Annotated in this window: 30 protein-coding genes and 1 other annotated feature; of the genes, 27 read left to right on the forward strand and 3 right to left on the reverse strand. The window is 38.4% G+C overall.

From position 1 onward, the window contains the following. Positions 1 to 66 precede the first annotated feature (66 nt). From H5R64_RS07820 to H5R64_RS07830, 3 genes are all read left to right on the forward strand, one after another. Complete coding sequence (locus tag H5R64_RS07820) at positions 67 to 1,272, forward strand: metallophosphoesterase family protein (RefSeq protein WP_182581662.1); 1,206 nt, start codon at positions 67 to 69, stop codon at positions 1,270 to 1,272. Continuing rightward, on the forward strand, positions 1,262 to 3,733 hold the full coding sequence (locus tag H5R64_RS07825; protein ID WP_182581661.1) for an ATP-binding protein: 2,472 nt from the start codon (positions 1,262 to 1,264) through the stop codon (positions 3,731 to 3,733). The genes H5R64_RS07820 and H5R64_RS07825 overlap by 11 nt, the downstream gene beginning before the upstream one ends. 106 nt (positions 3,734 to 3,839) lie before the next feature. Beyond that, the gene (locus H5R64_RS07830; protein WP_182581660.1) at positions 3,840 to 4,772 is read left to right on the forward strand and encodes a peptidylprolyl isomerase; all 933 of its coding nucleotides are present in this window, start codon (positions 3,840 to 3,842) and stop codon (positions 4,770 to 4,772) included. Between the two features lie 269 nt (positions 4,773 to 5,041). On the opposite strand, the gene H5R64_RS07835 is transcribed toward H5R64_RS07830, so the two are convergent. Further along, positions 5,042 to 5,479 carry an HIT family protein gene (locus H5R64_RS07835; protein ID WP_182583315.1) on the reverse strand — a complete coding sequence of 146 codons (438 nt, stop codon included), beginning with the start codon at positions 5,477 to 5,479 and terminating at the stop codon, positions 5,042 to 5,044. 128 nt (positions 5,480 to 5,607) lie between these two features. On the opposite strand from H5R64_RS07835, the gene H5R64_RS07840 reads away from it, so the two are divergent. Genes H5R64_RS07840 through H5R64_RS07855 form a run of 4 tightly spaced genes read left to right on the forward strand, consistent with a single transcriptional unit; the run spans position 5,608 to position 8,608 of the window. Beyond that, positions 5,608 to 6,345 carry an ABC transporter ATP-binding protein gene (locus tag H5R64_RS07840; protein WP_182581658.1) on the forward strand — a complete coding sequence of 246 codons (738 nt, stop codon included), beginning with the start codon at positions 5,608 to 5,610 and terminating at the stop codon, positions 6,343 to 6,345. Further along, positions 6,338 to 7,531, forward strand: a complete 1,194-nt coding sequence (locus H5R64_RS07845) for an ABC transporter permease (protein WP_182581657.1) — start codon at positions 6,338 to 6,340, stop codon at positions 7,529 to 7,531. Before H5R64_RS07840 ends, H5R64_RS07845 begins: the two co-directional genes overlap by 8 nt. Positions 7,532 to 7,547: 16 nt before the next feature. Then, positions 7,548 to 8,198, forward strand: a complete 651-nt coding sequence (gene trmB / locus H5R64_RS07850; protein WP_182581656.1) for a tRNA (guanosine(46)-N7)-methyltransferase TrmB — start codon at positions 7,548 to 7,550, stop codon at positions 8,196 to 8,198. Positions 8,199 to 8,218: 20 nt separating this feature from the next. Further along, positions 8,219 to 8,608, forward strand: coding sequence for a HesB/YadR/YfhF family protein (locus tag H5R64_RS07855; RefSeq protein WP_182581655.1), 390 nt, complete (start codon positions 8,219 to 8,221; stop codon positions 8,606 to 8,608). A gap of 56 nt (positions 8,609 to 8,664) precedes the next feature. On the opposite strand, the gene H5R64_RS07860 is transcribed toward H5R64_RS07855, so the two are convergent. Beyond that, positions 8,665 to 9,012 (reverse strand): PepSY domain-containing protein, encoded by a 348-nt coding sequence (locus H5R64_RS07860; protein ID WP_182581654.1) that lies wholly within the window; start codon positions 9,010 to 9,012, stop codon positions 8,665 to 8,667. Between the two features lie 140 nt (positions 9,013 to 9,152). On the opposite strand from H5R64_RS07860, the gene H5R64_RS07865 reads away from it, so the two are divergent. From H5R64_RS07865 to H5R64_RS07880, 4 genes are all read left to right on the forward strand, one after another. After that, complete coding sequence (locus H5R64_RS07865) at positions 9,153 to 9,473, forward strand: thioredoxin family protein (protein WP_182581653.1); 321 nt, start codon at positions 9,153 to 9,155, stop codon at positions 9,471 to 9,473. A gap of 90 nt (positions 9,474 to 9,563) precedes the next feature. Next, entirely contained in the window at positions 9,564 to 10,214 is a 651-nt protein-coding gene (ytpR, locus tag H5R64_RS07870; RefSeq protein ID WP_182581721.1) for a YtpR family tRNA-binding protein, read from the forward strand. A 43-nt stretch (positions 10,215 to 10,257) separates the two neighbouring features. After that, a complete protein-coding gene (murC, locus tag H5R64_RS07875; RefSeq protein ID WP_182581652.1) occupies positions 10,258 to 11,565 on the forward strand; it encodes a UDP-N-acetylmuramate--L-alanine ligase in 1,308 nt (435 codons plus the stop codon). 81 nt (positions 11,566 to 11,646) lie between these two features. Beyond that, positions 11,647 to 12,360 (forward strand): Bax inhibitor-1/YccA family protein, encoded by a 714-nt coding sequence (locus tag H5R64_RS07880; RefSeq protein WP_182581651.1) that lies wholly within the window; start codon positions 11,647 to 11,649, stop codon positions 12,358 to 12,360. 57 nt (positions 12,361 to 12,417) lie between these two features. Here the strand turns inward: H5R64_RS07880 and H5R64_RS07885 are convergent, their stop codons facing one another. Next, a complete protein-coding gene (locus H5R64_RS07885; protein WP_231797919.1) occupies positions 12,418 to 13,083 on the reverse strand; it encodes a YoaK family protein in 666 nt (221 codons plus the stop codon). Between the two features lie 120 nt (positions 13,084 to 13,203). On the opposite strand from H5R64_RS07885, the gene polA reads away from it, so the two are divergent. The 16 genes from polA to H5R64_RS07965 all read left to right on the forward strand — a co-directional run bounded on the left by polA (position 13,204) and on the right by H5R64_RS07965 (position 26,026). Next, positions 13,204 to 15,861, forward strand: coding sequence for a DNA polymerase I (gene polA / locus H5R64_RS07890; protein ID WP_182581649.1), 2,658 nt, complete (start codon positions 13,204 to 13,206; stop codon positions 15,859 to 15,861). Between the two features lie 11 nt (positions 15,862 to 15,872). Continuing rightward, entirely contained in the window at positions 15,873 to 16,715 is an 843-nt protein-coding gene (gene mutM / locus H5R64_RS07895) for a bifunctional DNA-formamidopyrimidine glycosylase/DNA-(apurinic or apyrimidinic site) lyase (RefSeq protein WP_182581648.1), read from the forward strand. After that, positions 16,708 to 17,313, forward strand: coding sequence for a dephospho-CoA kinase (coaE, locus tag H5R64_RS07900; protein ID WP_182581647.1), 606 nt, complete (start codon positions 16,708 to 16,710; stop codon positions 17,311 to 17,313). Before mutM ends, coaE begins: the two co-directional genes overlap by 8 nt. 41 nt (positions 17,314 to 17,354) lie before the next feature. Next, positions 17,355 to 17,819: a transcriptional regulator NrdR gene (gene nrdR / locus H5R64_RS07905; RefSeq protein ID WP_182581646.1), complete on the forward strand. Its 465-nt coding sequence runs from the start codon at positions 17,355 to 17,357 to the stop codon at positions 17,817 to 17,819. Positions 17,820 to 17,836: 17 nt separating this feature from the next. Further along, on the forward strand, positions 17,837 to 19,204 hold the full coding sequence (locus H5R64_RS07910; protein WP_182581645.1) for a replication initiation and membrane attachment family protein: 1,368 nt from the start codon (positions 17,837 to 17,839) through the stop codon (positions 19,202 to 19,204). A 6-nt stretch (positions 19,205 to 19,210) separates the two neighbouring features. After that, on the forward strand, positions 19,211 to 20,149 hold the full coding sequence (dnaI, locus tag H5R64_RS07915) for a primosomal protein DnaI (protein WP_182581644.1): 939 nt from the start codon (positions 19,211 to 19,213) through the stop codon (positions 20,147 to 20,149). Positions 20,150 to 20,217: 68 nt separating this feature from the next. Continuing rightward, positions 20,218 to 20,348: a sequence feature (ribosomal protein L20 leader region), on the forward strand. Positions 20,349 to 20,391: 43 nt separating this feature from the next. Next, entirely contained in the window at positions 20,392 to 20,904 is a 513-nt protein-coding gene (gene infC / locus H5R64_RS07920) for a translation initiation factor IF-3 (RefSeq protein WP_003717273.1), read from the forward strand. Between the two features lie 25 nt (positions 20,905 to 20,929). Beyond that, on the forward strand, positions 20,930 to 21,127 hold the full coding sequence (gene rpmI, locus H5R64_RS07925; protein ID WP_182581643.1) for a 50S ribosomal protein L35: 198 nt from the start codon (positions 20,930 to 20,932) through the stop codon (positions 21,125 to 21,127). 42 nt (positions 21,128 to 21,169) lie between these two features. Next, positions 21,170 to 21,523, forward strand: coding sequence for a 50S ribosomal protein L20 (gene rplT / locus H5R64_RS07930; protein WP_003717274.1), 354 nt, complete (start codon positions 21,170 to 21,172; stop codon positions 21,521 to 21,523). A gap of 135 nt (positions 21,524 to 21,658) precedes the next feature. Beyond that, positions 21,659 to 22,204, forward strand: a complete 546-nt coding sequence (locus tag H5R64_RS07935) for a YqeG family HAD IIIA-type phosphatase (RefSeq protein WP_267905316.1) — start codon at positions 21,659 to 21,661, stop codon at positions 22,202 to 22,204. Further along, the gene (gene yqeH, locus H5R64_RS07940; RefSeq protein WP_182581641.1) at positions 22,197 to 23,324 is read left to right on the forward strand and encodes a ribosome biogenesis GTPase YqeH; all 1,128 of its coding nucleotides are present in this window, start codon (positions 22,197 to 22,199) and stop codon (positions 23,322 to 23,324) included. Before H5R64_RS07935 ends, yqeH begins: the two co-directional genes overlap by 8 nt. Positions 23,325 to 23,338: 14 nt before the next feature. Continuing rightward, entirely contained in the window at positions 23,339 to 23,650 is a 312-nt protein-coding gene (gene yhbY / locus H5R64_RS07945) for a ribosome assembly RNA-binding protein YhbY (protein ID WP_182581640.1), read from the forward strand. 30 nt (positions 23,651 to 23,680) lie between these two features. Then, complete coding sequence (locus tag H5R64_RS07950) at positions 23,681 to 24,316, forward strand: nicotinate-nucleotide adenylyltransferase (RefSeq protein WP_372456597.1); 636 nt, start codon at positions 23,681 to 23,683, stop codon at positions 24,314 to 24,316. Then, positions 24,309 to 24,926 carry a bis(5'-nucleosyl)-tetraphosphatase (symmetrical) YqeK gene (gene yqeK / locus H5R64_RS07955; RefSeq protein WP_182581638.1) on the forward strand — a complete coding sequence of 206 codons (618 nt, stop codon included), beginning with the start codon at positions 24,309 to 24,311 and terminating at the stop codon, positions 24,924 to 24,926. Before H5R64_RS07950 ends, yqeK begins: the two co-directional genes overlap by 8 nt. Further along, positions 24,927 to 25,283, forward strand: coding sequence for a ribosome silencing factor (gene rsfS / locus H5R64_RS07960; RefSeq protein ID WP_182581637.1), 357 nt, complete (start codon positions 24,927 to 24,929; stop codon positions 25,281 to 25,283). It begins immediately after the preceding gene. Continuing rightward, positions 25,283 to 26,026, forward strand: coding sequence for a class I SAM-dependent DNA methyltransferase (locus H5R64_RS07965; RefSeq protein ID WP_182581636.1), 744 nt, complete (start codon positions 25,283 to 25,285; stop codon positions 26,024 to 26,026). Before rsfS ends, H5R64_RS07965 begins: the two co-directional genes overlap by 1 nt. Positions 26,027 to 26,029: the final 3 nt, after the last annotated feature.

The following is a 26,029-nucleotide window of genomic DNA, read 5'->3' on the forward strand; positions in this document are numbered from 1 at the left end:
GGAAGATGAATGATGACGATCATGTCTGAATACTCTTCCCGCTTTTTTATTCGAAGGGTGAAAAAGATGAAGTTTATTCATACTGCAGATTTACATTTAGATAGCCCGTTTCGGGGACTTGCTGATATGTCAACGCAGATTTGGCAAAGGGTTCATCGTTCAACTTTTACAGCATTTGAACGAATAGTTGACAATGCCATTAAAGAACAAGTTGATTTTGTTTTAATTGTTGGTGATATCTATGATCGGGATCACCATAGTGCTGAAGCGGAAGACTTCTTTGTCCGTCAGTGTCAACGCTTAAATGAACACCAGATTCCAGTCTACCTAAGTTACGGTAATCATGATTATCAAATAGTTAGTGAAAGGGAAAATTCACTTCCCAAGAATGTTCGAGTTTTCGGTAATCAGGTTGAAACAAAGACATTGACGCTTTCGAATAAGGAAACGGTATCGATTACTGGGTTTAGTTATGGGAAACGCTGGTTATCGGTTGATCAGGTAAGTAGTTTTCCAAGTAAGACAAGCGCTGATTGGCATATTGGGATGCTTCATGGCGCACTTGCCCAAAACAATCCCGAACAGGACCACTATGCTCCGTTTACGGTGGCAGAGCTTTTGCAAAAGAATTACGATTACTGGGCATTAGGCCATATTCATAAACGCCAAGTACTTAATGAAGATCCATCGGTTGTTTATCCTGGTATTCCCCAAGGACGTCATAAAAATGAGGATGGTCAACATGGTTATTACCTGGTTCAAAGTGATTCAGGTAAGTTAAAGAATGAATTTAAGGCTATTGCACCAATTGAGTGGTGTACGGTTAACGTTAATTTAGGTCACTTGCAAGCGACTGATACTATAATTGAAAGGCTACAGCACCAAGTTAAGTCGGGTGAGCAGTTTAAAATGATTGCATTAAATATCCAGCTAACTGATGAAATGAATGCTCTAACAAAACAGTTAATTACTAACGGAACAATTTTAGAGCGGCTTCAGGAACAAATTGCAGAAGAAGGTTCGCCAAAATGGTGGCCTTATCAAATAAACCTTCTTGGGGAGGTTAATCTTCCCAAGATGACTGATTTAGATCAAGAGTATTGGGATCAAGCTGCTAAGGAAGTTTTTATTCAATCGGCAATGGTAGAGTTAGCGGGAAAATTATCAAAGTATGATTTTATTGCTGACCGTCTTACAGAACCTTCAATGATTGAAAAATTACGTCGTGAGGCTAATCAAGAATTAGGTAAGGAGGAGCATCATGAAGATTAGAAGGGTTCACATTGATGGCTTTGGAAAGTGGCATGACCAAGACTTTGAATTTACTGATAATCCAGTATTGATCTACGGAGCAAATGAAGCGGGGAAGACAACCTTAGCTGCCTTTATATTGAGTATTCTTTTTGGCTTTGCGGATGGCCGCGGAAAGAATAAGTACCAACAATACCTTCCTAAAAATGGTTCAGGTTATGGGGGCTCATTGACGGTTGATGCGAACCACCACCAGTACGTTATTAAACGGGTTAAGGGAAAAAATGGTGGAGAGGTAACAATCACTAATGAAGTAGGAAAAAGGGAAAAGGCTGAATTTCTCACCGAATTAATTGGCCCATTGGATCGCGAACTTTATCAGGCAATTTATAGTTTTAATCAAAATAATATCTTGAATGATGAACTTGACCGAGAACAACTTGAGCAACAGTTGCAACGGTTGGGGGCGGTTGGCAGTCAAGAATGGCTTCAGCAAATTGCCAGATTAGAAAAGAAAGCTGCCTCCCTATATAAACCACGCGGTAGAAAGCTAAGTTTAAACCGCCATTTAAAAGAATACGATGAACTCCATGAACGAGTTAATCAAGCTCAGTCGCAAAGCAGTGACTATCATCGCCTAGTTGAGGAACAAACCCAAATTCAGTTTCAACTAAAGAAACTTCAACAGGAACAACCTAAACTCAAAGAAGAAGTAAAAAAAGTAGAACGTCTTCAACGATTATGGCCTGTGTTTGAACAGTGGCGTGGTCACCAGCAAAAAGCAGTGGCAGGAATAAAGTTAACAGACGAGAAAGTAGTTAAGATTCAGGAGATTCAAGGTCAAGAACGAGAACTGCAAAAACAAATTCAAGTACTTGAGCAACAGTTGCTGGAACGGCAAGTGGTCATTAAGGAACTTTCAACTTCAGAAGTAAATAATTATCGGGAACAAAAAGTTCACTATCAGCAGTTAAAGGATCAATTATTAACATTACAAATTCAGGGTAATAACCAGGAAATAAATCAGCAACGCCAATGGCAAAACGAACTTAAGCAGTTAGAAGGACGATATGGAAATTCTAAATTACCAGTTCCTCTTTCTGAGCAAGCAGTTAGTGAGCTGGAGGGATTACTCAATGCTATTTCACATGAGGCAAATAACCAAAGCCTGTATGTTCCTGGAATTGGGATTGTCCTTTTTATCATTGGACTAATTTTTCATCAGTCGTTGATATGGATTTTAGGAATAATTTCTCTTTGTGCAGCAGGTGTTTTATGGTTTAAGCAACAACAGCACGAAAAGCAACTTGCTGAACAACAGCATTCGCAATTACGGCAATTTGGAAAACAACATGATCTATCCTTGTTTCCCCCTGATAAGTGGTTAACGATGCAATCTGATCTTCATCGCTATCAGGACTTAAAAGTACAATTAGAACAAGTTGATCAAAGTAAAAGTGAGTTTAATCAACGATGGAAAAAAATAAAACGTCAGTTACCAATTAAAATGGTCGCTGACTCGATTAACGAGTTAATTAATAGCTATAACCGGTGGCTTGTTGAGATGCAAGATCGTTCACAACAATTAGCTGGTGCAGAACAAGAACAAACTAGACTGCAAAATCATCTTGATCAGCTAAAGATCCAGCTAACGACTGAACTCCAAAATAAGGAAGCTGAGTATAAGTCCTTAAATATAAAAACCGATGCAGATTTTAAACAACTTCAGACACAAAGGGTTACGGAGCAAACAAGGAAAATCACTACTGAGGTTTACGGACAACAATTAACCAATAATGATCGTAAGCAGTTAGTAAATTATACTGATAAAATTTTCCTAGACAAAGATGTTTCAATGGCCCACCAGAAATTGGCAGCGAATGAACAAGAGCAGAAGAAAATTGAAACAAGGCTAACACAACTTAAGCTTCAGATTAGCTCGCTAGTGCAGAACGGTTCGTTTAGTGAATTAAATCAGCAGTTAGCCAATTTACAAACAATAATTTGGCACGAAACCAAACAATGGTTAAGTGAGCAATTGGCTATTCGGTGGATTAATGGTGCTTTAAAGCTTGCTTCTCAAGATCGGTACCCAAAGATTCTTCAGCAGGCAGAAAAATTTTTTGCTATTTTGACTAATGGGCGTTACCAAAAAATAATGGTAAACGATGATGGGATTAGTACTTTGAGTCAAGAACAGCAAGTCTTTCAGGTGCCTGAATTATCCCTTGGGACAGCCGAACAATTGTTTATTTCACTCCGTCTTGGCTTTATTACGGTCATTAGTGACCAAATTAGGTTACCAATAATGGTTGATGATGGTTTTGTTAACTTTGATAATATTCGCCGTGGTCGAATGCTGGAATTATTAAGACAAATGGCTAGGGAAAATCAGGTGATTTACTTTACCGCAAACGAGCAAATTAAGGAATTAGGTTCGCCAGTGATTGACCTTGATCGATTAAATAAGAATAAAGTTTGAAAATCATTTAAACATTCTTTATCAAGACGGCGCATCGGATATGGAGTGTGGTATATTAGATTGGTAAGTTTAGTGAGAATTATAAATAAATTAAGGAAGTGTTTTTGTGAAGTCAAAAAAATTAATTGCAATTATTGTTTGTGCAACCTTGGCTCTACCCTTGGCTGCTTGTGGAAGCAAAGCTGTTGCAACAACTAGTGGTGGAAAGATTACTCAGGAAGAATATTATGATGAAATGAAGTCAACCACTAATGGGAAACAAGTTCTTCAACAAATGATCTTAGATAAGGTCTTGGATAAGGAATATGGGAAGCAAGTTTCTGATAAGCAAGTTAACGCCCAGTATAATACCTATAAGAATCAGTATGGTTCACAATTTAGCGCGGTATTGCAACAACAAGGGTTAACCGAAAAGAAGCTAAAGCAACAGATTCGCTCTAATTTATGCTTGGAAGCTGCCGTTCGGAGTTACACTCACATCACTAATGCTCAGATTAATAAGCAATGGAAGAATTATGAGCCAAAGGTTCAAACTGCGGAAATCCTTGTTGGGAGTAAGGATGATGCTCAAGAAATTATTGATCAATTGAATAATTCTGATCATCCTTATAAGACCTTTAAAAAGTTAGTTAAGTCTAAGTCAACCGATGCTTCTACTAAAGAAGCTGACGGAAAGGTGGCTGCTTTTGATAATACATCCACTTCTGTTGATTCCGCTTATAAGAAGGCCGCTTTTAAGTTAAAGACGGGTGAATTTACTACTGAACCGGTTAAGACTGATGATGGTTATGTTGTTATTTACATGATTGAACACCCTGCCAAGGGAAAGAAGAGTCAACACATCAATGACTTAAAGAACCAAATTGTCCAAGAAAAGATGAACGATTCGAAGTTCTTACACAAGGTTGTTTCAAATGTTCTGAAGAAGGGGAATGTCTCAATTAAGGATAATGATCTGAAGAATATTATGGATGATTATCTGAACAGTAATGCAACCACTACTAAGGCAAATAATGGTTCATCATTAGGAAATAACTAATTTAATATAAATAAAAAAGGAAGCTCCTGCTATCCGGTTTGAACGGATGAAGGAACTTCCTTTACTTTTATTTCATTTTATCAATAATTTGGCGAATCTTTTCAAGCCGAGGTTGGCTTTTGAATTGCCATTGTTCTATATCGTGCTTAACACTATTCAGATAGTGACTAACTCCCTTAGTGGCACCTTGTAAGTGTTGTACACTTGATTGTAATTGTTTGAGTGAGCTGAGGAAAAATTTTATGTTGCTAATATCTTTTTGAAAAGAATTAGTTATTGATGTTATCAAATTGTTGCTTGATTGATTCTTGAATTTCTTTGTATTTAGCATCATTATATTCACCTGAATTATCTTTAAAAATCATCTTGAAGTCATCCTGATCAGAGTAGCGAGGGATTAAGTGAATGTGGGAGTGGAAAACAGATTGGTAGGCGACTTTACCGTTATTATTAAGTACGTTCAATCCCTTAATTTTAGGGTTAGAATCCTTAACCGCCTGGGCAATTTTGGGGAGACGAGAAAAAACGGCTGCTGCTAATTCTTCATCGTACGCAAATAGGTCAGGAACATGTTTTTTTGGAATAACCAAGGTATGACCAGGAGTACCTTGTGAAATATCAAGAAATGCCTTAACCACGTCGTCTTCATATACTATGTAACTAGGGATTTCACCCTTAACAATTTTGCAAAAAATGCAGTTATCCATTAGTAATCGCTCCTTTGAAAAACTTATTGTTTACCATAAGTATACCAAAATTAACATAAAAAGGAGTTACCAATAAGTGACCTATGATATAATCAACGCTAGATAAATCAATAAAAAGAGGAAAAATAATGGCGCTTGAAGTTAAAAAGTTGGTAGGGGGATATTCCCGGATCCCAGTATTAAAAGATGTTAGTTTCCAGGTGAAAGCTGGAGAATTAGTTGGGTTAATTGGGCTTAATGGGGCCGGAAAATCAACAACAATTAATCACGTTATCGGTTTATTACAACCGTTTTCTGGAGAAATCACGTTAAATGGCGTTAATCTTCAAAAAGATCCAGTTGATTATAAAAAGCAACTGGCTTATGTTCCAGAAACGCCAATTTTATATGACGAATTAACACTTCGGGAACATATAGAATTGACAATTAAAGCCTATGAATTGAAGTATGATGATGCTTGGAAAAGGGCTCACAAATTGTTGAAAATTTTTCGCCTAGATAATAAGCTTGACTGGTTCCCCGCTAATTTTTCAAAAGGGATGAAGCAGAAGGTAATGATTTGCTGCGCATTGATGATTGATGCTAAATTATTGATTGTTGATGAACCATTTTATGGCCTTGATCCTTTAGCGGTTCATGATTTATTGGAATTAATTGAAGAAAAGAAAAAGGCTGGAACAGCTGTATTAATGTCAACTCATGTTCTTGATACTGCTCAACGTTATTGCGATCGCTTTGTTCTTTTAGCTAATGGTAAGGTTCGCGCCCATGGGACCTTAGATGAATTACGTCAAAAGGCAGATCGGCCAGGTGAATCATTGGATGATATTTATCTTAGCTTAGCAAGGAATGATCAAAATGAATAGTTTATTTAGTCAACGTCGTCAAAGACACTTTATGGAACTATTAAAGTATTGGCGATTAGTGTTTAATGATCATTTTGTGATTGCCTTATTCTTCCTCTTCGGTGCATTAGCTTATGGTTATTCGCAATGGTTGCCACAGTTGAATAGTCACTTGTGGTGGTCTCGTTGGCTACTCGTGCTCTGGTTTGTCTTGATTACTCAGGTGGGCAGGCTTGCAACGTTGATTAAGCGACCGGATCCCGTTTTCCTGTTACCGCAAGTGACTGCAATTAAACATTATCTTAAACAAGCAACAACCTATAGTATGATTTTAGGTGTGTTAATGATGCTGGAACTTTCCGCAGTGGCACTTCCGTTTGCGTTAACCACTGAACGTCTGACTGGAATTGACATTAGCTTGATCCTTATCACGGCGTTGATTACTAAAGTAACCTGGCTTTGGACTGCTAGAAAGGCAATTAGTATTCGATGGGGTGAGCAGTACCGACGAACAATTGCTGAATATTGGGTAAATCCTCTAATCGTCTGGCTTTTTACTTGGCTTGTCGGGCCAGTTTGGGGCTTACTGGTATCTGTAGTTTTACTGGGCGCAATGATTGCTTATTATAGAAATGTAGCAATTGACTGGCAGCTAGCCGTACGGGCAGAACAAGATCGCATGTACAGCATTTACCGTTTCTTTAACCTCTTTACTGATGTTCCAAGTGTTCAAGGGAATGTTAAGCGACGAAAGTGGGCAACTGGATTAATCAGTTTGCTTGAGAATGGTAATCGGCCGTGGGCTTACCTATATGCGCATGGTTTTATCCGAAACACAGAAGTAAGTGGTTTAGTAATTCGCTTAACTATTGTGGGGATGCTAATTGCTTTCTTTATTCCGGTTAACTGGTTAAATACAGTTGTTGTGCTCCTATTTATATACCTGGTGGCAACCCAAATAATGCCCTTTTATGAGCAATACCAAAATAATGTCTTTACACACATTTATCCGATTGCTCATCAAGCTCAAGTTAAGGACTTCCAGCGTCTATTAAGTAAGGTAATTGTGCTTGAGATGTTATTAATTGTGCTAGCCAGTGTTGGCCGTGATCTTAATTGGCAACGGTTAATCCTAAATCTTATCTTGGGGTTAGGCGAAAGCTATCTTCTAATTAAGTTTTATTTTCAAAGTCGAATTAAAAAATAACAAAGTGAGGAATATTATGCGTGTAAAACATAAAAAATGGGCTGATCCGTTAATGGCGGAGCATCCCGAATTACTAATTGATGATGCAACACAATTTAAGGGAAAGTGGCAATCCCGTTTTCCTAAAAAGCAACCGCTCCATCTTGAAGTGGGGATGGGGAAAGGCCAATTCATTATTGGAATGGCAAAGGCTCACCCGGAAATCAATTTTATTGGTTTGGAGATTCAACGGACTGTTGCAGCAATTGCTTTGAAAAAAGCACTTCCTGAAAAGTTACCTAACTTACAATTGATTTGTGGTGAAGGAGAAGAACTGACCGAATACTTTGAACCACATGAAATTGATAAGCTCTATTTAAACTTCTCTGATCCATGGCCAAAAAAGCGCCATGCAAAACGACGGTTAACGTATCATACATTTCTTAGTGAATACCAATTAATTTTGCAACCCCAAGGTCAAGTGGAATTAAAGACTGATAATATGGGATTCTTTGAATTTTCTGTTGTAAGTATGAATAACTTTGGAATGAAGTTTGATGGTCTCTGGCTCGATCTTCATAATAGCGATGAGAATGAACATAACGTTGAAACTGAATATGAACATAAATTTGCTTCTAAGGGTCAGCCGATTTATAAGTTGACGGCAACGATGCCGTTGCAAAAATAAATCGGTATAGGGGTGATTCGATGAAACTAATCGTTACAGCAGCTGCGAATAAGTGGTTCAAAAATACGTATGTCCTCCAAGCCGGTGACGGAATTAAATTTTACGGAAAGACCGTTCAACCACATAATGTTAAGCATAGCTCTCGGCAAGGATTTAGCCCCGAAAGAGACCTTGGAAGGGCAACGCTAATAAGGAAAAAGGATGGAATTAACTATCATATTAATTTTGATGATTCCTGGTTCTTTTCTGGCTTAGTAACATTGGTCGATTTTCACTCTGGTGACGAACAACCTTCATTTTATTTTCAGCGGGAAGGATCAGATTTAACCATAAATGAAAGTGACTTTAGCGCTGAAAATGTTGATGCGACTACTAGTGCTTCAAGTAAATTTGAAGATTATTGGGAATAATGTAATAAAAGGAACCGGAGAAGTATTCTCCAGTCCCTTTTTAATTTAGTAAATTTTTAATTGTTTAATGACTGTTCAATCCGCTTTAGTGAAAGGAGACTTCCAGTTTTTGCATCTGCAATAAATTGATAGTCAACTGGTTGATCATCTTCTAAACGGGTGATGCCACCTTCGTAAGCCTCGGTTTTAACTGCAAAACGTTGGTAGGGGATCCGGCGTTGGTTAATCCAACTGCCAGTAACCTCTCCTTCACGTTTAAAATCATCATGAATTATTTTGAGAATTTGGTCAGCTGAAATACGTCGTTGACCAAACAACTTTCCAGCAAGGAAACCAACTACTCCAGATGCACCGAGGGTAACGGGTAATAACCATGGGTTAAGTGAACTATTAGAATCATTCATTTAATTAATTGCTTCCTTTGTCAGTTAGTATCAAAATTGATAATATTAATTCTAACATTAACGAGGTAAAAAAGCTAATTAGACGCAGTCTTAGCTTCTTAATGATATAATTGCTTCAAATAAATTATGGAGGTAGGAAAATGGAAAAGTTACCACAAATGCAGGAAGAACAACTACTAACTAAGATCAGTGATGGGGATTATGTACTGTTTTTTGATGCCGGTTGGTGTCCAGATTGTCACTTTATCAAGCCGGCAATGCCAGAAATTGAAAAAGATTTTCCAGAATATACCTTTATTGAAGTTGATCGTGATGAAAATATCGATCTTGCAGCTGAACTAAATATTTTTGGGATTCCTAGCTTTGTTGTTTATCGTAATGGAAAAGAAATTGGCCGCTTTGTGAATAAAGATCGGAAAACAAAGCAACAAGTGGAAGATTTTTTAAATGATTTGAAGTAAAATGGTAAACGGTAAAAAGAATGAAGGGGTCAGTGAAGTGATGGGTCGCGATTCCCTTCATTGTTATTTTGATGGAGAAAGGAAAGTTTGATGTTAATTTCTAGTTATAACCCCCAAGAGATGGGTGATGTTTTAGTTGTTATTACTGGTCCGGATGGAGATGACCAGACTGTAACTTCAAAGGGAATGGTTACACAATTTACGAATGCTAAGGATGGCAGTCTGCTTGGCTATAATTTCTTTGACGCAAGTGAACTATTACCTGAATTAAAAGATGAACGGGGTCAGGTTTTTTTAAGTGATGATCAAGTTGCAAAATTAAATGCGGCATTAGGTGAAGCTGGCTTTACTGAGAAATTGATAGCTGATCACACACCAAAGTTCGTTGTTGGTTATGTTGAAAAGATTGAGGATCACCCAAAGTCAGATCACCTTAAGATTACCCAAACCCGTGTAGAAGATGGTAAGACCGTCCAAGTTGTCTGTGGTTCTCCTAACGTTAAGGAACATATTAAGGTTGTTGCTGCTCGTCCCGGTGCAATGATGCCAGATGGTAAGATTATTTGGCCAGGTAAGTTAATGGGAGTTGAGAGTGAAGGAATGCTTTGTGGTTTCCGTGAATTACAGCTAAAGAACGCCCCGGATAAGAAAGGCTTATGGATAATTCCTGATGACTGGCAAGAAACCGGTGAGGCAGTTGATTTTGATCGGGCAAATACTTACTTCTCAGCCGAAAACTAAATTATCGATTTATTAATAATTGTTTGTGAAAGGAACCAGATTAATGGATAAGAAGACTTATTATTTTATTGGGATTAAAGGTACAGGAATGGCCTCACTCGCCCGGATTCTTCATGACAAGGGGAATGATGTTTTAGGTTCAGATATTGAAAAGGAGACATTTACCCAAGGACCGTTATTAAAGAACGGGATCAAGATTCTTCCATTCGATCCTGCTAATTTAAAGCCAGGAATGATCGTTATTCAAGGAAACGCGTTTGGCGAGGATCATCCAGAAGTGAAAAGAGCTCATGAACTTGGCCTGGCAGTGATGAGTTATCCTGAAGCAGTTGAGAATGAAGTTACTAGTCATACCAGTATTGGGATCGCTGGTGCCCATGGTAAGACAAGTACGACAGCGCTTTTAGCTCACGTTCTTGATGGAGTTGAACCAACTAGTTACCTTATTGGTGATGGTGTTGGTAAAGGGAATGCTAAGGACCGTTTCTTCGTTTTTGAAGCTGACGAATACCGTGACCATTTCTTGGCTTACCACCCAGATTATGCAATTATGACCAATATTGATTTTGATCACCCTGACTTCTTTAAAGATATTAATGATGTTCGGGCTTCCTTTGAAACATATGGAAAGCAAGTTAAGAAGGCAATTTTTGCATGGGGTGATGATGAAAACCTCCGGAAATTAGACGTTGATGTCCCGGTATACTATTACGGAACTGGTGAAAATGATGATTTCCATGCGGAAAACATACAGCGGACACCTGCAGGCTCAACCTATGATGCCTACTTTAAGGATCAAAAGTTAGGGACCTTCACTATCCACCTTTATGGTGAACACAGTGTTCTTAATAGTTTAGCAGTAATTGCAGTTGCTTACATGGAACATGTTGATATGGCAGATATTAAACGTGAATTGGCAAACTTTACCGGAGTTAAGCGTCGGTTTAGTGAAACCGATATTGCTGATGAAACCTTGATCGATGATTATGCTCACCACCCAAGTGAAATCAAGGCTACTATCGATGCTGCCCGGCAGAAGTATCCAGATCGCCAAGTTATTGCTGTTTTCCAACCACATACCTATTCACGGTTAGCAGCATATATTGACGGCTTTGCAGAATCATTAAGACGAGCAGATAAGACCTTTGTAACTCCAATCTTTGGTTCAATCCGTGAACAGGCTGGTCACATTTCAAGTGAAGACCTTGAGGCCAAAATTCCTAATAGTGAAGGAATTGATATGGATACCATGACTAAACTTCTTCACTATCATGATGCAGTAGTGGTATTTATGGGCGCCGGTGATATCGAAAAGTATGAGGATAAATATAAAAAATTATTGAGTAAGTAGTCAAGGGGTTGAAGCTTACCATTAAGTTTGTTATTATTCTTGAAAAGTCAAAGATAGTCAAATTAAAAGGAATGATATTAAATGAATAATTTTTCTGAACAGCCGGGACGTCGGGTTGTTACCGATGCCACAGGGCTTAATCGGTTTTTAACCCGGATGTACGGTAATATGGTAGTGGCAATTCTGGTTTCTGCATTTTCTGCCTACTTAACAATGAACACTTTCCGTCAACAAGTTTTCGGTTATTTTGGTGCTCATCCGGGGATGACGTGGATAATCCTACTATTACCAATCGCTTTGTCAATGGGAATTAGCTTTAGTGCTACAAGAAATCCAGTTGGTGCCTTTATAATGTTGATGCTAATTTCAATTATTTATGGTGTTGAGTTTGCGTTAATTGCAGGTGCGTACACTGGTGCAAGCATTGCTTCCGCATTTGTTTCGTCGTCAGTTATCTTTATTGTAATGGCAGTTTACGGAACAATAACAAAGCGAGATTTAACTAAATTCGGCTCACATGCAATGGCAGCCTTGATTGCTCTGATTATTGCATACATTATTAACATGTTTCTTCAGAGTCCAGCAATTGCCTACATTTTCTCCTTTATTGCGGTAATTATCTTTACCGTTTTGACTGGATGGGATGCGCAAAAGATGAAGCGTATTTATGTTAATTATGGTGATCAAGTATCAGTTACTGGGTTAGCCGTTTTGGGTGCTCTTCAACTATACTTAGACTTTGTTAACCTCTTCATCTCACTATTACAAATCTTTGGAATGAGCGATAGAAATTAAATAAAAAACAAAGCTTGGGAAAAATAGAAATAGTTTCCCAAGCTTTTTATATAATCATTAATGCTCACGACTTTTTTGATAATAGTAAAAAATATCAGTTATTAATATAATCACGACCGCTACCAAAATTGTTTTCATTCGGGTGAACGGCTGGATAATCGCTGATGCAATTGCACCTAAGGTAAATGCCAAAACAATTATAAAGTAGTTATAGGCAATTCCTAAGTCACTTTTATTATGGTGGTAGACATATTCCATTCCCGAAACTACTGACTTTTTGATATTACCGGTTGTAAATACGCTACTGTAACCTGAACCTTCAACTTTACTAAAAGCAGTATTCACTAATGCGAGGCCAAAGGAAACTAGGCCGACGGATAGGTAAGTTGGAAAATCTTCCGGCATTACGCCAATTAGGATACCAATTAGTAAGATAGGAACAAGACAGAAGATTCGCCAATATTTGAGATGGTGTTTAAAATAAATTGCAATAATGATTCCAATAATATAAAGAATAATTGCTCCACAACGATCGATGATTCCGGTAAGATTATGGTTAACAAGGGCAGCTGCGAGAAAAACGATATTCCCTGTCTGTGCTGCAGCAAGTGTATGACCGCATTGAATATAGGTAAATGCATCAAGAAAGCCACCGCAAAAGGTCATGATGATTGCAAAGAGGCGTGCTTCTTCAGCGTGGTGAATATTAAGTAGTTTATACAAAAGATCCCTTCTTTGATGATAAGGCTCCTTATAGTATTCTTGACACCACGAACGATAAACTAACGGTGGCATCTAATTTTTGGTACAATTATTAAGAATAAAAGAAGGAGCGGTAATTAAATGGCAAAGCAATTATTATTGATTGACGGTAACAGCATTGTTTTTCGGGCATTTTTTGCGATGCATAACCAGATTGATAAGTTTACTAATAAGGATGGCTTACATACTGCAGCAATTTATGGTTTTAAGTTAATGCTTGATCATGTCTTGGAAAATTTCCATCCAGATGCAGCTTTGGTAGCCTTTGATGCTGGGAAAGTTACCTTTCGAACCAAAATGTATGCCGATTATAAGGGCGGACGAAATAAAACTCCAGAAGAACTAACTGAACAGTTCCCCTATGTTCGTGAATTAGTAAGAGATAGCGGTTTGCATACTTACGAATTAAAGGATTATGAAGCTGACGATATTATTGGTACTCTTGCGAAAGAAGGAGATGAAGCCGGCTATGAAACCTTAATTGTCACAGGAGATCGTGATTTAACTCAATTAGCAAGTAATCACACTACCGTTGCCGTTACCCACAAGGGGGTTACCGATACTGAACATTATACGCCTGAACATGTGAAGGAGAAACTAGGGATTACACCAACTCAAATTATTGATATGAAGGCACTAATGGGAGATAGTTCGGATAATTATCCTGGTGTTACTAAAATTGGTGAAAAAACGGCAATTAAGTTGGTGAAGCAATTTGGCTCTGTTGAGGGTATTTATGAAAATATCGATCAACTGAAAAAGAGCAAAATGAAGGAACATCTTGTTGAAGAAGAAGCTATTGCTCGGCAATGCAAAACGTTGGCAACAATTTTGCGTGATGCACCAATTGATATTAAATTAGCAGATCTGAATTATAATGGTCCCCAGACAGAAAAGTTAATTGATTTTTACCAGAAAATGGATTTTCGTTCTTTTTTAAAGAAGCTGGATGTTCTGTCAGATGAACAGGAAGTCGAAATTGCCCCAATTAAATATACAGAATTGACTGCTAATAATCTGGAGCTTGTGTCACAATTAGGCGATCGAGGAAGCTTTTACTTGGAAATGCCGGATGCCAATTACCATACTTCACCATTTGCTGGGTTTGTTATTGGTAACGGGAAACAATGGTTAGTAAGTCGTGATTCAGAGTTGTTGAAGACGAAGCAAGTTCGAGAATGGCTCGCTGATTCGGCTATTAAGAAAGATGTCTTTAATGCCAAGGCGCAAATTGTTGGTTTGAATCGTCTCGGAATTGAGTTAAAGGGAATTGACTTTGACTTGCTTTTAGCATCCTACCTTTTGAATACCAATGATAATAGTAATGATCTAGGGAAACTTGCCCAGGAGCATGAATATGCCGATGTACAAACTGATGAGGAAGTTTATGGCAAGGGGGTTAAACGGGCAATTCCTAATGATGAGATATTTTTTAAACACCTTGCTAATAAAGCACGGGCAATCGAAAAATTACGTTCCTCATTATTTAAGCAATTAGATGAGAATGAACAATTACCACTTTATACTGATATTGAATTACCACTAGCTCATGTGTTGGCAAAGATGGAAATTACCGGTGTGCATGTTAATGCACAAACGTTAAAAGATATGGGAAGTAAGTTAACTGAGCGCTTAGCTGAAATTAAGGAACAAATTTATCAGGAAGCCGGTGAAGAATTTAATGTTAATTCTACAAAGCAACTTGGACAAATTCTCTTTGAAAAATTAAAGTTACCCGTAATTAAGAAGACCAAAACTGGCTATTCAACGGCTGTTGATGTTCTTGAAAAGTTAGCTCCGCAAGCACCAATCGTTGAAAATATTCTTCAATATCGACAAATTTCAAAGTTACAATCAACGTATATTAAGGGATTGTTGAAGGTAATCCATTCTAGCGACCAGAAAATTCATACTCGCTATCTTCAGACCTTGACCCAAACAGGACGATTATCATCCGTTGATCCAAACTTACAAAACATCCCGGTTCGGTTACCTGAGGGACGGCAAATTCGTCGAGCATTTGTCCCTAGTTATGATGGATGGCAAATCTTCTCCTCCGATTATTCACAAGTTGAGTTGCGCGTTCTGGCTCATATTACAGGTGACCATAACCTCCAGGAGGACTTTAAAAATGGTGAAGATATTCACGCAAGTACTGCTCGCCGAATCTTTCATTTAAAGCCTGAAGAAAGAATTGATCGGGATATGCGACGGCGTGCCAAGGCGGTTAACTTTGGGATTGTTTACGGAATTAGTGACTATGGATTGGCTCAACGTATCCATGTGAGCAGGAGTCAGGCACACGAGTTTATCCAAAGTTACTTTAAGGAATTTCCTAAAGTAAAGGACTACATACATGACACAATTGAGTTTGCTCGTAAAAATGGCTATGTTGAAACGATCACTCATCGTCGTCGCTATTTACCAGACATTAATGCGAAGAATTTTAGTCGCCGATCATTTGCTGAAAGAACGGCAATGAATACACCTATTCAGGGAAGTGCTGCAGATATCATTAAGATTGCAATGATTAGAATGCAGGACGAGCTTGAAAAGCACCATTTAAAGGCCAAAATGTTACTTCAAATTCATGACGAATTGGTCTTTGAGGCACCCAAGGAAGAAATTTCGGTATTGAGTAGATTGGTGCCAGATGTAATGGATTCAGCTGTGAAACTTGCTGTTCCCTTAAAGGTTGATAGTAAATATGGTGATACTTGGTATGATTTGAAAAAGTAGGGGGAGTTAAAATGCCTGAATTACCGGAAGTTGAAACCGTTCGTCGTGGCTTGCTAAAGATTGCAGCTGGCCGAAAAATAAATGGGATTGATGTTCATTATGGTAAAACGATTACTAATGATATTGAAGAGTTTCGCCAATCATTAATTGGGCAGACTATCCAAACAATTGATCGTCGCGGTAAATACTTGCTCTTTCGTTTTAGTAATAATTTAACAATGGTTTCTCATTTACGGATGGAGGGAAGCTATTATACTCAGCCTATAAATGCCTCAATTGATAAACATACTCATGTCGTTTTTAAATTTACTGACGGAACGGAGCTTTGTTATCGGGATACCCGAAAGTTTGGTCGAATGACGTTAGTAAAAACTGGCGAGGAAATGACAGTTGGTGGTTTGAAAACGATCGGTCCTGAACCAACTACCACAGATTTTAAGCTTGACTACTTCGAAAAGATCTTACGGCGTAGTCACGGAAAAATAAAACCGTTTTTGCTTAACCAACGGCATGTTGCTGGACTAGGCAATATCTATGTTGATGAAGTTCTTTGGATGAGTGAAATAAATCCTGAACAGCCAGCTAATACTTTAACGAAGAATCAAATCCAAATCCTTCGCGATAATATTATTAAAGAATTAGCAACTGCAACTAAATATAAGGGAACAACAGTCCATTCATTTAAAAATGCATTTGGTGATGCAGGTGCTTTTCAAGAACAATTAAATGCGTATGGTCGCAGTGGTGATCGCTGTCCGCGTTGTGGAACGAAAATGGTTAAGATTAAAGTTAACCAACGTGGAACAACCTTTTGTCCCCACTGTCAGCCGTTATTGGAGAATGAAAATGACTAAGATAATTGGACTGACGGGAGGAATTGCAAGTGGTAAATCAACTGTTAGTAACCTATTAAGATTAAGTGGCTATCCCATAGTCGATGCAGATCAAATCACCCGTCGGTTACAAGCTGCTCATTCAAAAGGCCTGGAACAATTAGTTACAGTGTTTGGTGAACAAATCCTTAATCCTGATCAAACATTAAATCGGTATACTTTAGGATCCATTGTTTTTAATGATCAAGAGAAACTGAATAAATTAAATATAGTGATGCAGCCTTTGATTTATGATGAGATTTGGCGGCAAGTAAAGCATTATCGAAAGCAACAGCTCCCGTATGTTATTTTGGATGTTCCATTACTATTTGAAGCAAACTATGCTAACGACTGTGATTTAATTATAGTGGTAACAGTTGATCGACAAACGCAACTTCAGCGTTTGATGCACCGAAATGGTTATTCAAAGTTTGATGCAGAACAACGAATTAATTCACAAATGTCGTTAGCAAAGAAAGAGAAGCGGGCAGATATTGTAATTAATAATAGTGGTAACAGGGATGAATTAGAACGTCAGGTTGCCAACTTGATTGATCAAATGCGTCATCATAAGTTATGATAAAGAGAAACTTATTTGTGAGTAAGTAAGGAGGAAGGGAATTGCGTTGTCCCCACTGTCATAAAAATGGCTCACGTGTTGTAGACAGTCGACCAAGTGAAGACGGAACTTTTATTAGACGCCGTCGTGAGTGTATTCACTGTGGCTTCAGGTTTACTACCTTTGAACGGTATGAAGAAACTCCATTGTTAGTAATCAAAAAGGATGGGACGCGGCAGGAATTTAGCCGACAAAAGATCTTGAATGGGATTGTTAGATCAGCAGAAAAGCGGCCTGTCAGCATGGAACGTTTAACAAAGGTAACTGATAAGATTGAAAAGGAAATTCGTAGTCTTGGTGAGAATGAGGTTTCTAGTCAGGTTATTGGTAAATTTGTCATGCAAGAATTAAAGGACGTTGACGAGATTGCTTATATACGCTTTGCGAGTGTTTATCGGCAGTTTAAGGATGTTGATGCCTTCATGAACGAGCTTGAATCAATGATGAAAAGTAATGATAAAAAGTAAAGGAGAACGAGGTCAAAATGACTGAAGCTAAATCAATATTTGATCCAAGTGCTGGATATATTGTTACTGCTAGCTATCGGTGGTCAAACTTTGATGAGAATGTTTTTGAACTTTTTTACCAGCCCATTTTAGGCCCGACTTCTTATGCAATGTTTCACGCGCTACATTCACAAATGAATAAAAGACCAGTGATTAGTGAACGGCAGTTGCAATCACAATTGTTGATTCAATTAAATGCAGGTCGCCATGATGCAGCTGAAGCAATTCAGCGATTAGAAGCTGTTGGAATGTTACGAACTTTTAATCAAGCAGACCAACTTGGTGAGTTATTTGTATATGAACTTCAACCAACGATCACGCCAACTGAATTTATTAATGACAATCTTTTAAGTGTATTACTCTTGGATGCTGTTGGTGAAAGTCGTTTTATTGAATTAGGAAAGTATGCAAAACGATACACTTTGGAAGGGACTAGCTCTTCTTTAAAAGAAGTTACGCATAATTTCTTTGATGTTTTTCATGTTGATGAACAGAAAATAACTCATTTGCCGACAGAGATTAGTTCTGCCCGTAAATCACTAGTGGACGAAAAACGACCAGTGAAAAAAATAGCCTCCATTGATTTTGATTGGCCAACCTTAGTCCAATTACTAAGCAACCAACCAATTACTGAAACTGATTTAAATACTAACCGAGAATTAATCCAAGTTGAACACCAACTCTATGGAATAGATGAACCAACAATGGCACGATTACTTACCCAGTCAACAGACCTAGCAACAAATAAAATTCAGCCACGAAGACTTAAAAAAATTATTGCCGAAAAGTATCGGGTCGATGCAAAAAAAACCGGCAAAAAAGGTGTTGGGGCAGGAAAAATGACAAAACTATCAGCAAACTTTTCTCAAGAAGAGCAGCAATTGATTGAAACTTGTAAGTATTATGCCCCGATTACTTTTCTCCAACAATTAAAGCAACAAATGGGGGGCTTTGTAACTTCGGGTGAACGGACAATAATCCGGAGTTTGATACAAGAACAGCAGCTAGATGCAGGAGTGGTGAATATTCTTTCTTGGTACGTAATTGCATCACTCGAGCGCTCAACCCTTCAGGCAAACTATGTTAACACAATTGCTAATAATTGGATGCGTGCAGGGGTAGCAACAGCTGAAGAAGCTCTGGAACATATTCATCATTTTAATAACAAGAAAACACAACAACTCTCAAAACGTTCGTCAAACTATTACCGTCAACGGACCACAACTGTTCGCGAGAAGATGCCCTCTTGGACTAAAGAGGACGAAAAGAAGAGTGAAAAATCGACACCAGAACAGTTGAATAAGCTTCGTCAGCGGTTGGCGAGACGGAAAAAGGAAAGGGGATGAGGGTAAATGAAATCATTAAGCAAAACGATGAGTGAAATTATGAAGCAGCAGAATTTTGAACCTGCCTATAGGCAAATGATGAGTCAGGTACTTAAGGATCCAGAAATTGCCGCATTCCTGAAGAAAAATGCTCAGAATCTTTCACCACAAGCGATTGATCGTGGCGAAGCTAAACTTTATGAATATTATCATGAAAAGCAGTTGGTTAGTAAAGGAACGGCGACAGTAGCTCCTGGTTATTCTCCCCAATTAGTTATTAATGCAGGGCAAATTGATGTGACGTACGTTCCAACTAAAAAGTTAATTGAGCAACAACACCAAGCTCATATTAAACGGCTAGTATCATCAATTAATATGCCGAAGTTTATTCGTAATGCATCGTTTGATCACTTTTATATTGATGATACTCATCAAACTGAAACACGAAACGCGGCTTTGAACGCTGCTTTGGATTTTGTTGAACAGTATTCTGCAAGTGATTTTCGTCCGGGATTATATCTTTACGGTCGTTTTGGGGTTGGAAAAACTTATCTTTTGGGGGCAATTGCTAATGAAATTGCGCGACAAAAGGGTGTTGCGACTACAATGATGCATTTTCCAAGTTTTGTAGTTGAAATGCGTAATTCAATTAAGAATAATAACTTGGGACAAAAACTAGACGCTGTAAAGAAAGCCCCGATATTGGTTCTTGATGATATTGGTGCTGACGCGATGACCACCTGGGCTCGGGATGACATTCTTGGTGTGATTTTAGAATACCGAATGCAAGAGGAATTACCCACATTTTTTAGTTCTAATTTTTCAATGGCAGAACTTCAAGATCATCTGGCAGTAAACGTTCGTGGAGATTCTGAACCAGTCAAGGCAAGTCGGCTTATGGAGCGGATCAAGTTTCTTTCACGTGAATACGAAATGGCGGGAGCTAACTTACGGGAAAAAGGATAAAAATCTGAATAGATTTATTGCTTTTCCTTGACATTGGATGAATGCTTTAGTATTCTAGATAGCGTTGAAAGAAAAAGCAGGAGCGCCCGCTTCTCGCCTAGGTGATAAGGATTGCCGGGCTGACGAGTTAAATAAAAACAATTTCGGGATTGTTTATTATTAGCGGGGTGTAGGTTGCACTCCGCTTTTTTTGCTTGATCTTTCGCTAATAAAATTGGAGGTGCGTTGCCATAGCTCAAGATATGATTGTCAATAACGGTATTCGTGCTCGTGAAGTACGGCTTATTGGTCAAGATGGTGAACAATTAGGAATCAAGTCGAAGCGTGAGGCTTTACAATTAGCTGAAGATGCTAACCTTGATTTAGTTCTGGTCGCTCCAAAGGCTCGGCCAGCTGTTGCCCGGATCATGGATTACGGAAAGTACCGTTACGAAATGCAAAAGAAAGAGCGTGAAGCTCGAAAGAAGCAAAAGACTGTAACGGTTAAGGAAATTCGGTTGAGTCCTTCAATCGATACAAACGACTTTAATGTTAAGTTAAAGCGAGTTCGTAAATTTATTGAAAAAGGCGATAAGGTTCGTGTTTCCTTACGATTCCGTGGTCGTGCTATCACACATAAGGATATCGGTCGTGACATGATTGAAAGAATGGCCAAAGAAACTGAGGACATTGCAACAGTTGTACAACGACCAAAAATGGAAGGGCGGAGTATTTTCTTAACTCTTGCTCCAGCTGCTGATAAAGCAAAAAATTAATTTAAGAAAGTAGGGAATTTTTCTTATGCCAAAGATGAAGACTAACCGTGCCGCTGCAAAGCGTTTTAAGCGTACTGCTAATGGTGGATTCAAGAGTGCAAACTCATTCACCAGCCACCGTTTCCACGGTAAGACCAAGAAGCAACGTCGTCAATTACGTGGCTTGAGCATGATGGACAAGACCAACGTAAAACGTTACAAGAAGTTATTACCATTTAAGTAAACTTCGTTCGAATTAAGAAAAAACACGTAGGAGGAATTCAACATGCGAGTTAAAGGTGGAACTGTTACGCGCGCACGTCGTAAGCGCATTATGAAATTAGCAAAGGGTTACCGTGGTTCAAAGCACCGTCTATTTAAGACAGCTAAGGATCAAGTAATGAAGAGCTACACTTATGCTTTCCGCGACCGGAAGGTTAATAAGCGTAAGTTCCGTGAACTTTGGATTGCCCGGATTAACGCTGCTGCACGTATGAATGATATTAGCTACAGCAAGTTAATGCACGGTTTGAAGTTAGCTAACATTGACATCAATCGGAAGATGTTAGCTGATTTGGCTGTTAACGATGCTGAAGCATTTAAGGCAATCGTTGATGAAGCAAAAAAAGCTCTTAACTAAGAGTTTTTAAAATGAAGCAACGATCATTGGTGAGCAGCCAGTGGATCGTTGCTTTTTTATTTTCTCTTGTTATCAAGATATTAAAAAGTAGCAGATAAGCGAAACAATCGTTATAATTAGAATGATAGTAATGATTTGAGAGGTACAACGTTGTTAGAAGAGTTTAAACCAACATGGATGGTAGAGAGTATTTATTCAGTTTCTCCTGAACAATTAAAGGCTCATGGTATTCATGCTGTTTTTAGTGATTTAGATAATACTTTAATTGCTTGGAATAATCCAGAAGGAACACCAGAATTGCATCAGTGGATGTCAGAGTTAGAAGAAGCTGGGGTCCCATTGATTGTGATTTCAAATAATAGTAAAGAACGGGTAGCAAAGGCTGTTAAAGTTTTGAATTTACCATTCATGTCCCGTTCGTTGAAACCATTAAGCTTTGGAATTACTCGGGCACGAAAGAAGTTAGGCTTGTCTAAGGATGAGGTTGTGATGGTTGGTGACCAACTAATGACGGATATGCTGGCTGCTCATCAAGCTGGAGTTCGGAGTATTTTGGTTAAGCCAATTGTTGAGACAGATAAGTGGACGACTAGAATGAATAGGTTCTTAGAAAAGTATGTATGGCGGAGGTTACACCGTCATTATCCAGATTTAAAATGGCAGGAGGATTTGAATGACTGAAGAGAAGCAAAATCTTGGTGATTTACGGTGTATTGGTTGTGGGGCAAAGATCCAAACAACAGATCCAACTGAGCTAGGGTATACACCACAATCGGCACTAGAGAAGGGTTTAGAGAGTAATGAATTATATTGTCAACGTTGTTTTAGACTTCGGCATTATAATGAAATTGCTCCAGTCTCCTTAAGCGATGATGATTTTCTTCGTCTTCTTGGTCAGATCCGTGATGACGATGCCTTAATTGTTTATGTAGTTGATATCTTTGACTTTAACGGGAGTATTATTCCAGGACTTCACCGGTTTGTTGGTTCTAATCCTGTTTTACTTGTGGGCAATAAGGAAGACTTGCTCCCACGCTCATTAAGACGTTCAAAATTACGTGATTGGTTACGACAACAGGCCAATTTAGCTGGCTTGCGCCCAATTGATACCATTCTTGTTTCGGCAAAGAAGAACCATCAAATTGATCATTTGTTAGGATTAATTGATAAGTACCGTCAAGGGCGTGATGTTTATTTTGTCGGTGTAACAAATGTTGGGAAGTCGACATTGATTAATCAGATCATTAAGCAACGAACGGGAATTAAGGAACTAATTACGACCTCCCGTTTTCCGGGAACAACATTAGACCGGATTGAAATTCCACTTGATGATGGTCAAAAGTTAATTGATACTCCCGGTATTATTCACCAACACCAAATGGCACATGTTTTATCAGCTAAAGATTTGAAATATGTTTCACCCCAAAAGGAAATTAAGCCACGAACTTACCAATTAGATCCGGGCCAAACAATTTTTATGGGTGGTGTAGCCCGGTTTGATTATCTAGCGGGCCCTCATACAGGAATAAGTGCTTATTTTGATAATAATCTTCCTTTACATAGGACGAAGCTAATTAATGCTGATCGTTTTTACGAGAAACATAATGGTGAATTATTGACACCACCAATGAAAGATGAATTATCTGATTTTCCACCACTAGAACGTCAAGCATTCCATTTAACAGAGAAGAGTGATGTTGTATTTGAAGGGTTAGGGTGGATTACCGTTCCAGCTGGAACAGCAGTTGCTGCTTGGGTACCAAAAGGTGTTTCAAGTTTGGTTCGTCGTGCAATGATTTAATAAAGAGGTACAAAATGGAATTAAGAGGAAAGCAAAAACGATTTTTAAGAGCACATGCAAACCATCTTCAGCCAATCTTTTCAGTTGGTAAGGAAGGGTTAACTCAAAATTGGGTTGATCAATTAGATGGAGCATTGGATCGCCGAGAATTAATTAAGGTAAATATTCTGCAAAATGCTGACGTTACCACGAAAGAGGTTCAGCACTTTATTGAAAGTCAAACCGAAATTCAAGTTGTTCAGATCATCGGTCGTGTTCTGATACTTTTTAAGGAATCAAAGAATAAGGATGCTCGAGAATTATCTTCAAGGGTAAAAAAGATCTAATTGGGGTGGAGACTTTTGCAACAATGTGGAATTTTAACTAATACAGAAACAGTTACTGAGCCCCAAGCAAAATTAATTCATAGTCAGCAACGACAACGAGTGGGGTTATATGGGGGAACATTTAACCCGATTCATAATGCTCACCTATTAGTTGCTGATCAGGTTCAATCCTTATTATGTTTAAATCGGGTTGATTTTATGCCTGATTTTATTCCGCCACATATTGATAAAAAAAGGGCAATTGATGCTCAAAAACGGGTTGAAATGTTGAAACTGGCAATTGAGAGTAACCCACATTTTGGAATTGAGCTAACTGAACTTGAACGCGGTGGTGTTAGCTATACCTATGATACAATGAAACATCTTTTAGATAAGAATCCCCTAATGGAATACTACTTTATTATTGGTGGTGATATGGTGGATTACTTGCCAAAGTGGTACCGGATTAATGATTTGGTTAAACTACCCCGATTTCATTTCGTTGGTGTTCGACGTCAGGGGGCCAAAAATGAAACAAATTATCCTGTAATTTGGGTTGATGTTCCAACAGTTGCCTTTAGCTCAACGGATATTCGCCACCGAGTTTCTACAGGACAATCAATCAAGTATATGGTTCCTCCAAAAGTTGAACAATTTATAAAGGAGCATCGACTTTATTATGAGTGAAGAAGTAATTACATATCAAAAACACTATATTCCATTAACACGAGATGAATTAGTTCAACGTTTGCATTTAGCATTGCGGCCAAAGAGATTTAATCATGTATTACGGGTAGAGAAAATAGCCATTGAACTTGCTAAGGCTAATGGAGTGGATTTAGAAAAAGCTAGTATTGCTGGCTTGTGCCACGATTATGCAAAGCAACGACCGGATGACGTTTTCGTTCAAGTAATTAAAAAGAAAAGGATGTCTCCTGAATTATTGAACTACGGGAATGCAATTTGGCATGGCGTTGTTGGGGCAGAATTATTAAAGGATGAATTAGGAATTTGGGATGAAGATATTCTAAACGCTGTTCGTCATCATACTACTGGCGCTGCAATCATGAGTAAGCTAGAACAAATTATTTATATGGCAGACTACATTGAACCTGCTCGTGATTTTGATGGGGTTCAAAAGGCTCGTGAAATTACCGCCACTGATCTTGGTGCTGGTGTCGCTTATCAGACTAAGCATACCCTTCAATATTTGATGGCAAACAGTAAACCGGTTTATCCAAAGACAATTGAAACCTATAATGCTTGGGTGCCAAAGTATGAAAGGAAGATAGATTAAATGGATAGTAAAAAATTATTAGAAATGGCTGTTAAGGCCGGTGATGGTCGCCGAGCCGAAGATATTGTTGCCTTAAAGGTTGATCAAATTAGTCCAATGGCTGATTATTTTGTTATCATGACCGGTGGTTCAGATCGTCAAGTACAAGCAATCGCCAACGCCATTATTGAAAAGGCTCACGAAGAAAAAGTCAGTATTGGAAGCGTGGAAGGAAAGAATCATGCTCAGTGGGTATTAATTGATCTTGGGGATGTTGTTGTTCACGTCTTTCGTGAAGAAACACGAGCTTTCTATAACTTAGAAAAGTTATGGGCAGATGCACCAATGGTTAATATTAACGAATGGGTTAATGACTAATGATTTACCAGAGCTTTGCCCAACTATACGATCAGTTATTTGATCAAGAGCTTTATAAACGCTGGCTTGATTTTACGTTAAAGCAGGGCCAACCTGTTATCTCAAGTAAGTGTTTAGATCTTGCAGGAGGTGCAGGACGTCTAGCCGTCATGCTTGCCCAAAAGCAAGTTAATGTTACGGTTGCTGATTTTTCTTCTGAAATGCTAAGTCTAGCACGTCAACATGCCGATGAGGCGGGTGTCGAATTGGAGCTTATTGAAGCTGACATGCGCGAGCTAAATCGCTTGCCAAAGTATGACTTAATAACCTGTTATGCTGATTCACTAAATTATTTAGAGGATGGTTCTGCGGTTCAAGTAACTTTCCGTCAAGTTTATGAACATCTAACTGCTAATGGGATATTCCTTTTTGATATGATTAGCCCTTATAAAACTGATATTGTTTATCCAGGTTATATGTATAATTATGAGGATGACAATCACCAGCGGGCATTTATGTGGCGCAGTTTTATGGATGATGATGTTGAACATGGTGTGATCCATGATTTAACTTTTTTCAATCAATTAAACGACGGAAAGTACCAACGGGTTAGTGAAACCCACTTTGAACGCGCTTATTCGATGTCAGAATTAGAAGATTCACTAAAGATAGCTGGGTTTAGACAAATTGAGATTAGTAGTGATTTTGGACAGAAAAAAGCAACTGATGAGGACGAACGGTGGTTCTTTAAGTGTCGGAAGTAGGGT

The sequence above is a fragment of the Limosilactobacillus fastidiosus genome (genome assembly GCF_014145505.1).
Classification (GTDB): Bacteria; Bacillota; Bacilli; order Lactobacillales; family Lactobacillaceae; genus Limosilactobacillus; species Limosilactobacillus fastidiosus.

What these genes read in the sequence shown, in the direction of transcription:
- H5R64_RS07965 (WP_182581636.1), top strand. Translation starts at nt 25,283, where the DNA reads ATGATTTACCAGAGCTTTGCCCAACTATACGATCAGTTATTTGATCAA.
- murC (WP_182581652.1), top strand. Translation starts at nt 10,258, where the DNA reads ATGGATAAGAAGACTTATTATTTTATTGGGATTAAAGGTACAGGAATG.
- H5R64_RS07840 (WP_182581658.1), top strand. Translation starts at nt 5,608, where the DNA reads ATGGCGCTTGAAGTTAAAAAGTTGGTAGGGGGATATTCCCGGATCCCA.
- H5R64_RS07910 (WP_182581645.1), top strand. Translation starts at nt 17,837, where the DNA reads ATGACTGAAGCTAAATCAATATTTGATCCAAGTGCTGGATATATTGTT.
- H5R64_RS07855 (WP_182581655.1), top strand. Translation starts at nt 8,219, where the DNA reads ATGAAACTAATCGTTACAGCAGCTGCGAATAAGTGGTTCAAAAATACG.
- polA (WP_182581649.1), top strand. Translation starts at nt 13,204, where the DNA reads ATGGCAAAGCAATTATTATTGATTGACGGTAACAGCATTGTTTTTCGG.
- mutM (WP_182581648.1), top strand. Translation starts at nt 15,873, where the DNA reads ATGCCTGAATTACCGGAAGTTGAAACCGTTCGTCGTGGCTTGCTAAAG.
- infC (WP_003717273.1), top strand. Translation starts at nt 20,392, where the DNA reads ATGATTGTCAATAACGGTATTCGTGCTCGTGAAGTACGGCTTATTGGT.
- ytpR (WP_182581721.1), top strand. Translation starts at nt 9,564, where the DNA reads ATGTTAATTTCTAGTTATAACCCCCAAGAGATGGGTGATGTTTTAGTT.
- H5R64_RS07845 (WP_182581657.1), top strand. Translation starts at nt 6,338, where the DNA reads ATGAATAGTTTATTTAGTCAACGTCGTCAAAGACACTTTATGGAACTA.
- rsfS (WP_182581637.1), top strand. Translation starts at nt 24,927, where the DNA reads ATGGATAGTAAAAAATTATTAGAAATGGCTGTTAAGGCCGGTGATGGT.
- rpmI (WP_182581643.1), top strand. Translation starts at nt 20,930, where the DNA reads ATGCCAAAGATGAAGACTAACCGTGCCGCTGCAAAGCGTTTTAAGCGT.
- trmB (WP_182581656.1), top strand. Translation starts at nt 7,548, where the DNA reads ATGCGTGTAAAACATAAAAAATGGGCTGATCCGTTAATGGCGGAGCAT.
- H5R64_RS07880 (WP_182581651.1), top strand. Translation starts at nt 11,647, where the DNA reads ATGAATAATTTTTCTGAACAGCCGGGACGTCGGGTTGTTACCGATGCC.
- H5R64_RS07860 (WP_182581654.1), bottom strand. Translation starts at nt 9,012, where the DNA reads ATGAATGATTCTAATAGTTCACTTAACCCATGGTTATTACCCGTTACC.
- H5R64_RS07820 (WP_182581662.1), top strand. Translation starts at nt 67, where the DNA reads ATGAAGTTTATTCATACTGCAGATTTACATTTAGATAGCCCGTTTCGG.
- yqeK (WP_182581638.1), top strand. Translation starts at nt 24,309, where the DNA reads ATGAGTGAAGAAGTAATTACATATCAAAAACACTATATTCCATTAACA.
- yqeH (WP_182581641.1), top strand. Translation starts at nt 22,197, where the DNA reads ATGACTGAAGAGAAGCAAAATCTTGGTGATTTACGGTGTATTGGTTGT.
- H5R64_RS07835 (WP_182583315.1), bottom strand. Translation starts at nt 5,479, where the DNA reads ATGGATAACTGCATTTTTTGCAAAATTGTTAAGGGTGAAATCCCTAGT.
- dnaI (WP_182581644.1), top strand. Translation starts at nt 19,211, where the DNA reads ATGAAATCATTAAGCAAAACGATGAGTGAAATTATGAAGCAGCAGAAT.
- coaE (WP_182581647.1), top strand. Translation starts at nt 16,708, where the DNA reads ATGACTAAGATAATTGGACTGACGGGAGGAATTGCAAGTGGTAAATCA.
- H5R64_RS07865 (WP_182581653.1), top strand. Translation starts at nt 9,153, where the DNA reads ATGGAAAAGTTACCACAAATGCAGGAAGAACAACTACTAACTAAGATC.
- yhbY (WP_182581640.1), top strand. Translation starts at nt 23,339, where the DNA reads ATGGAATTAAGAGGAAAGCAAAAACGATTTTTAAGAGCACATGCAAAC.
- rplT (WP_003717274.1), top strand. Translation starts at nt 21,170, where the DNA reads ATGCGAGTTAAAGGTGGAACTGTTACGCGCGCACGTCGTAAGCGCATT.
- H5R64_RS07825 (WP_182581661.1), top strand. Translation starts at nt 1,262, where the DNA reads ATGAAGATTAGAAGGGTTCACATTGATGGCTTTGGAAAGTGGCATGAC.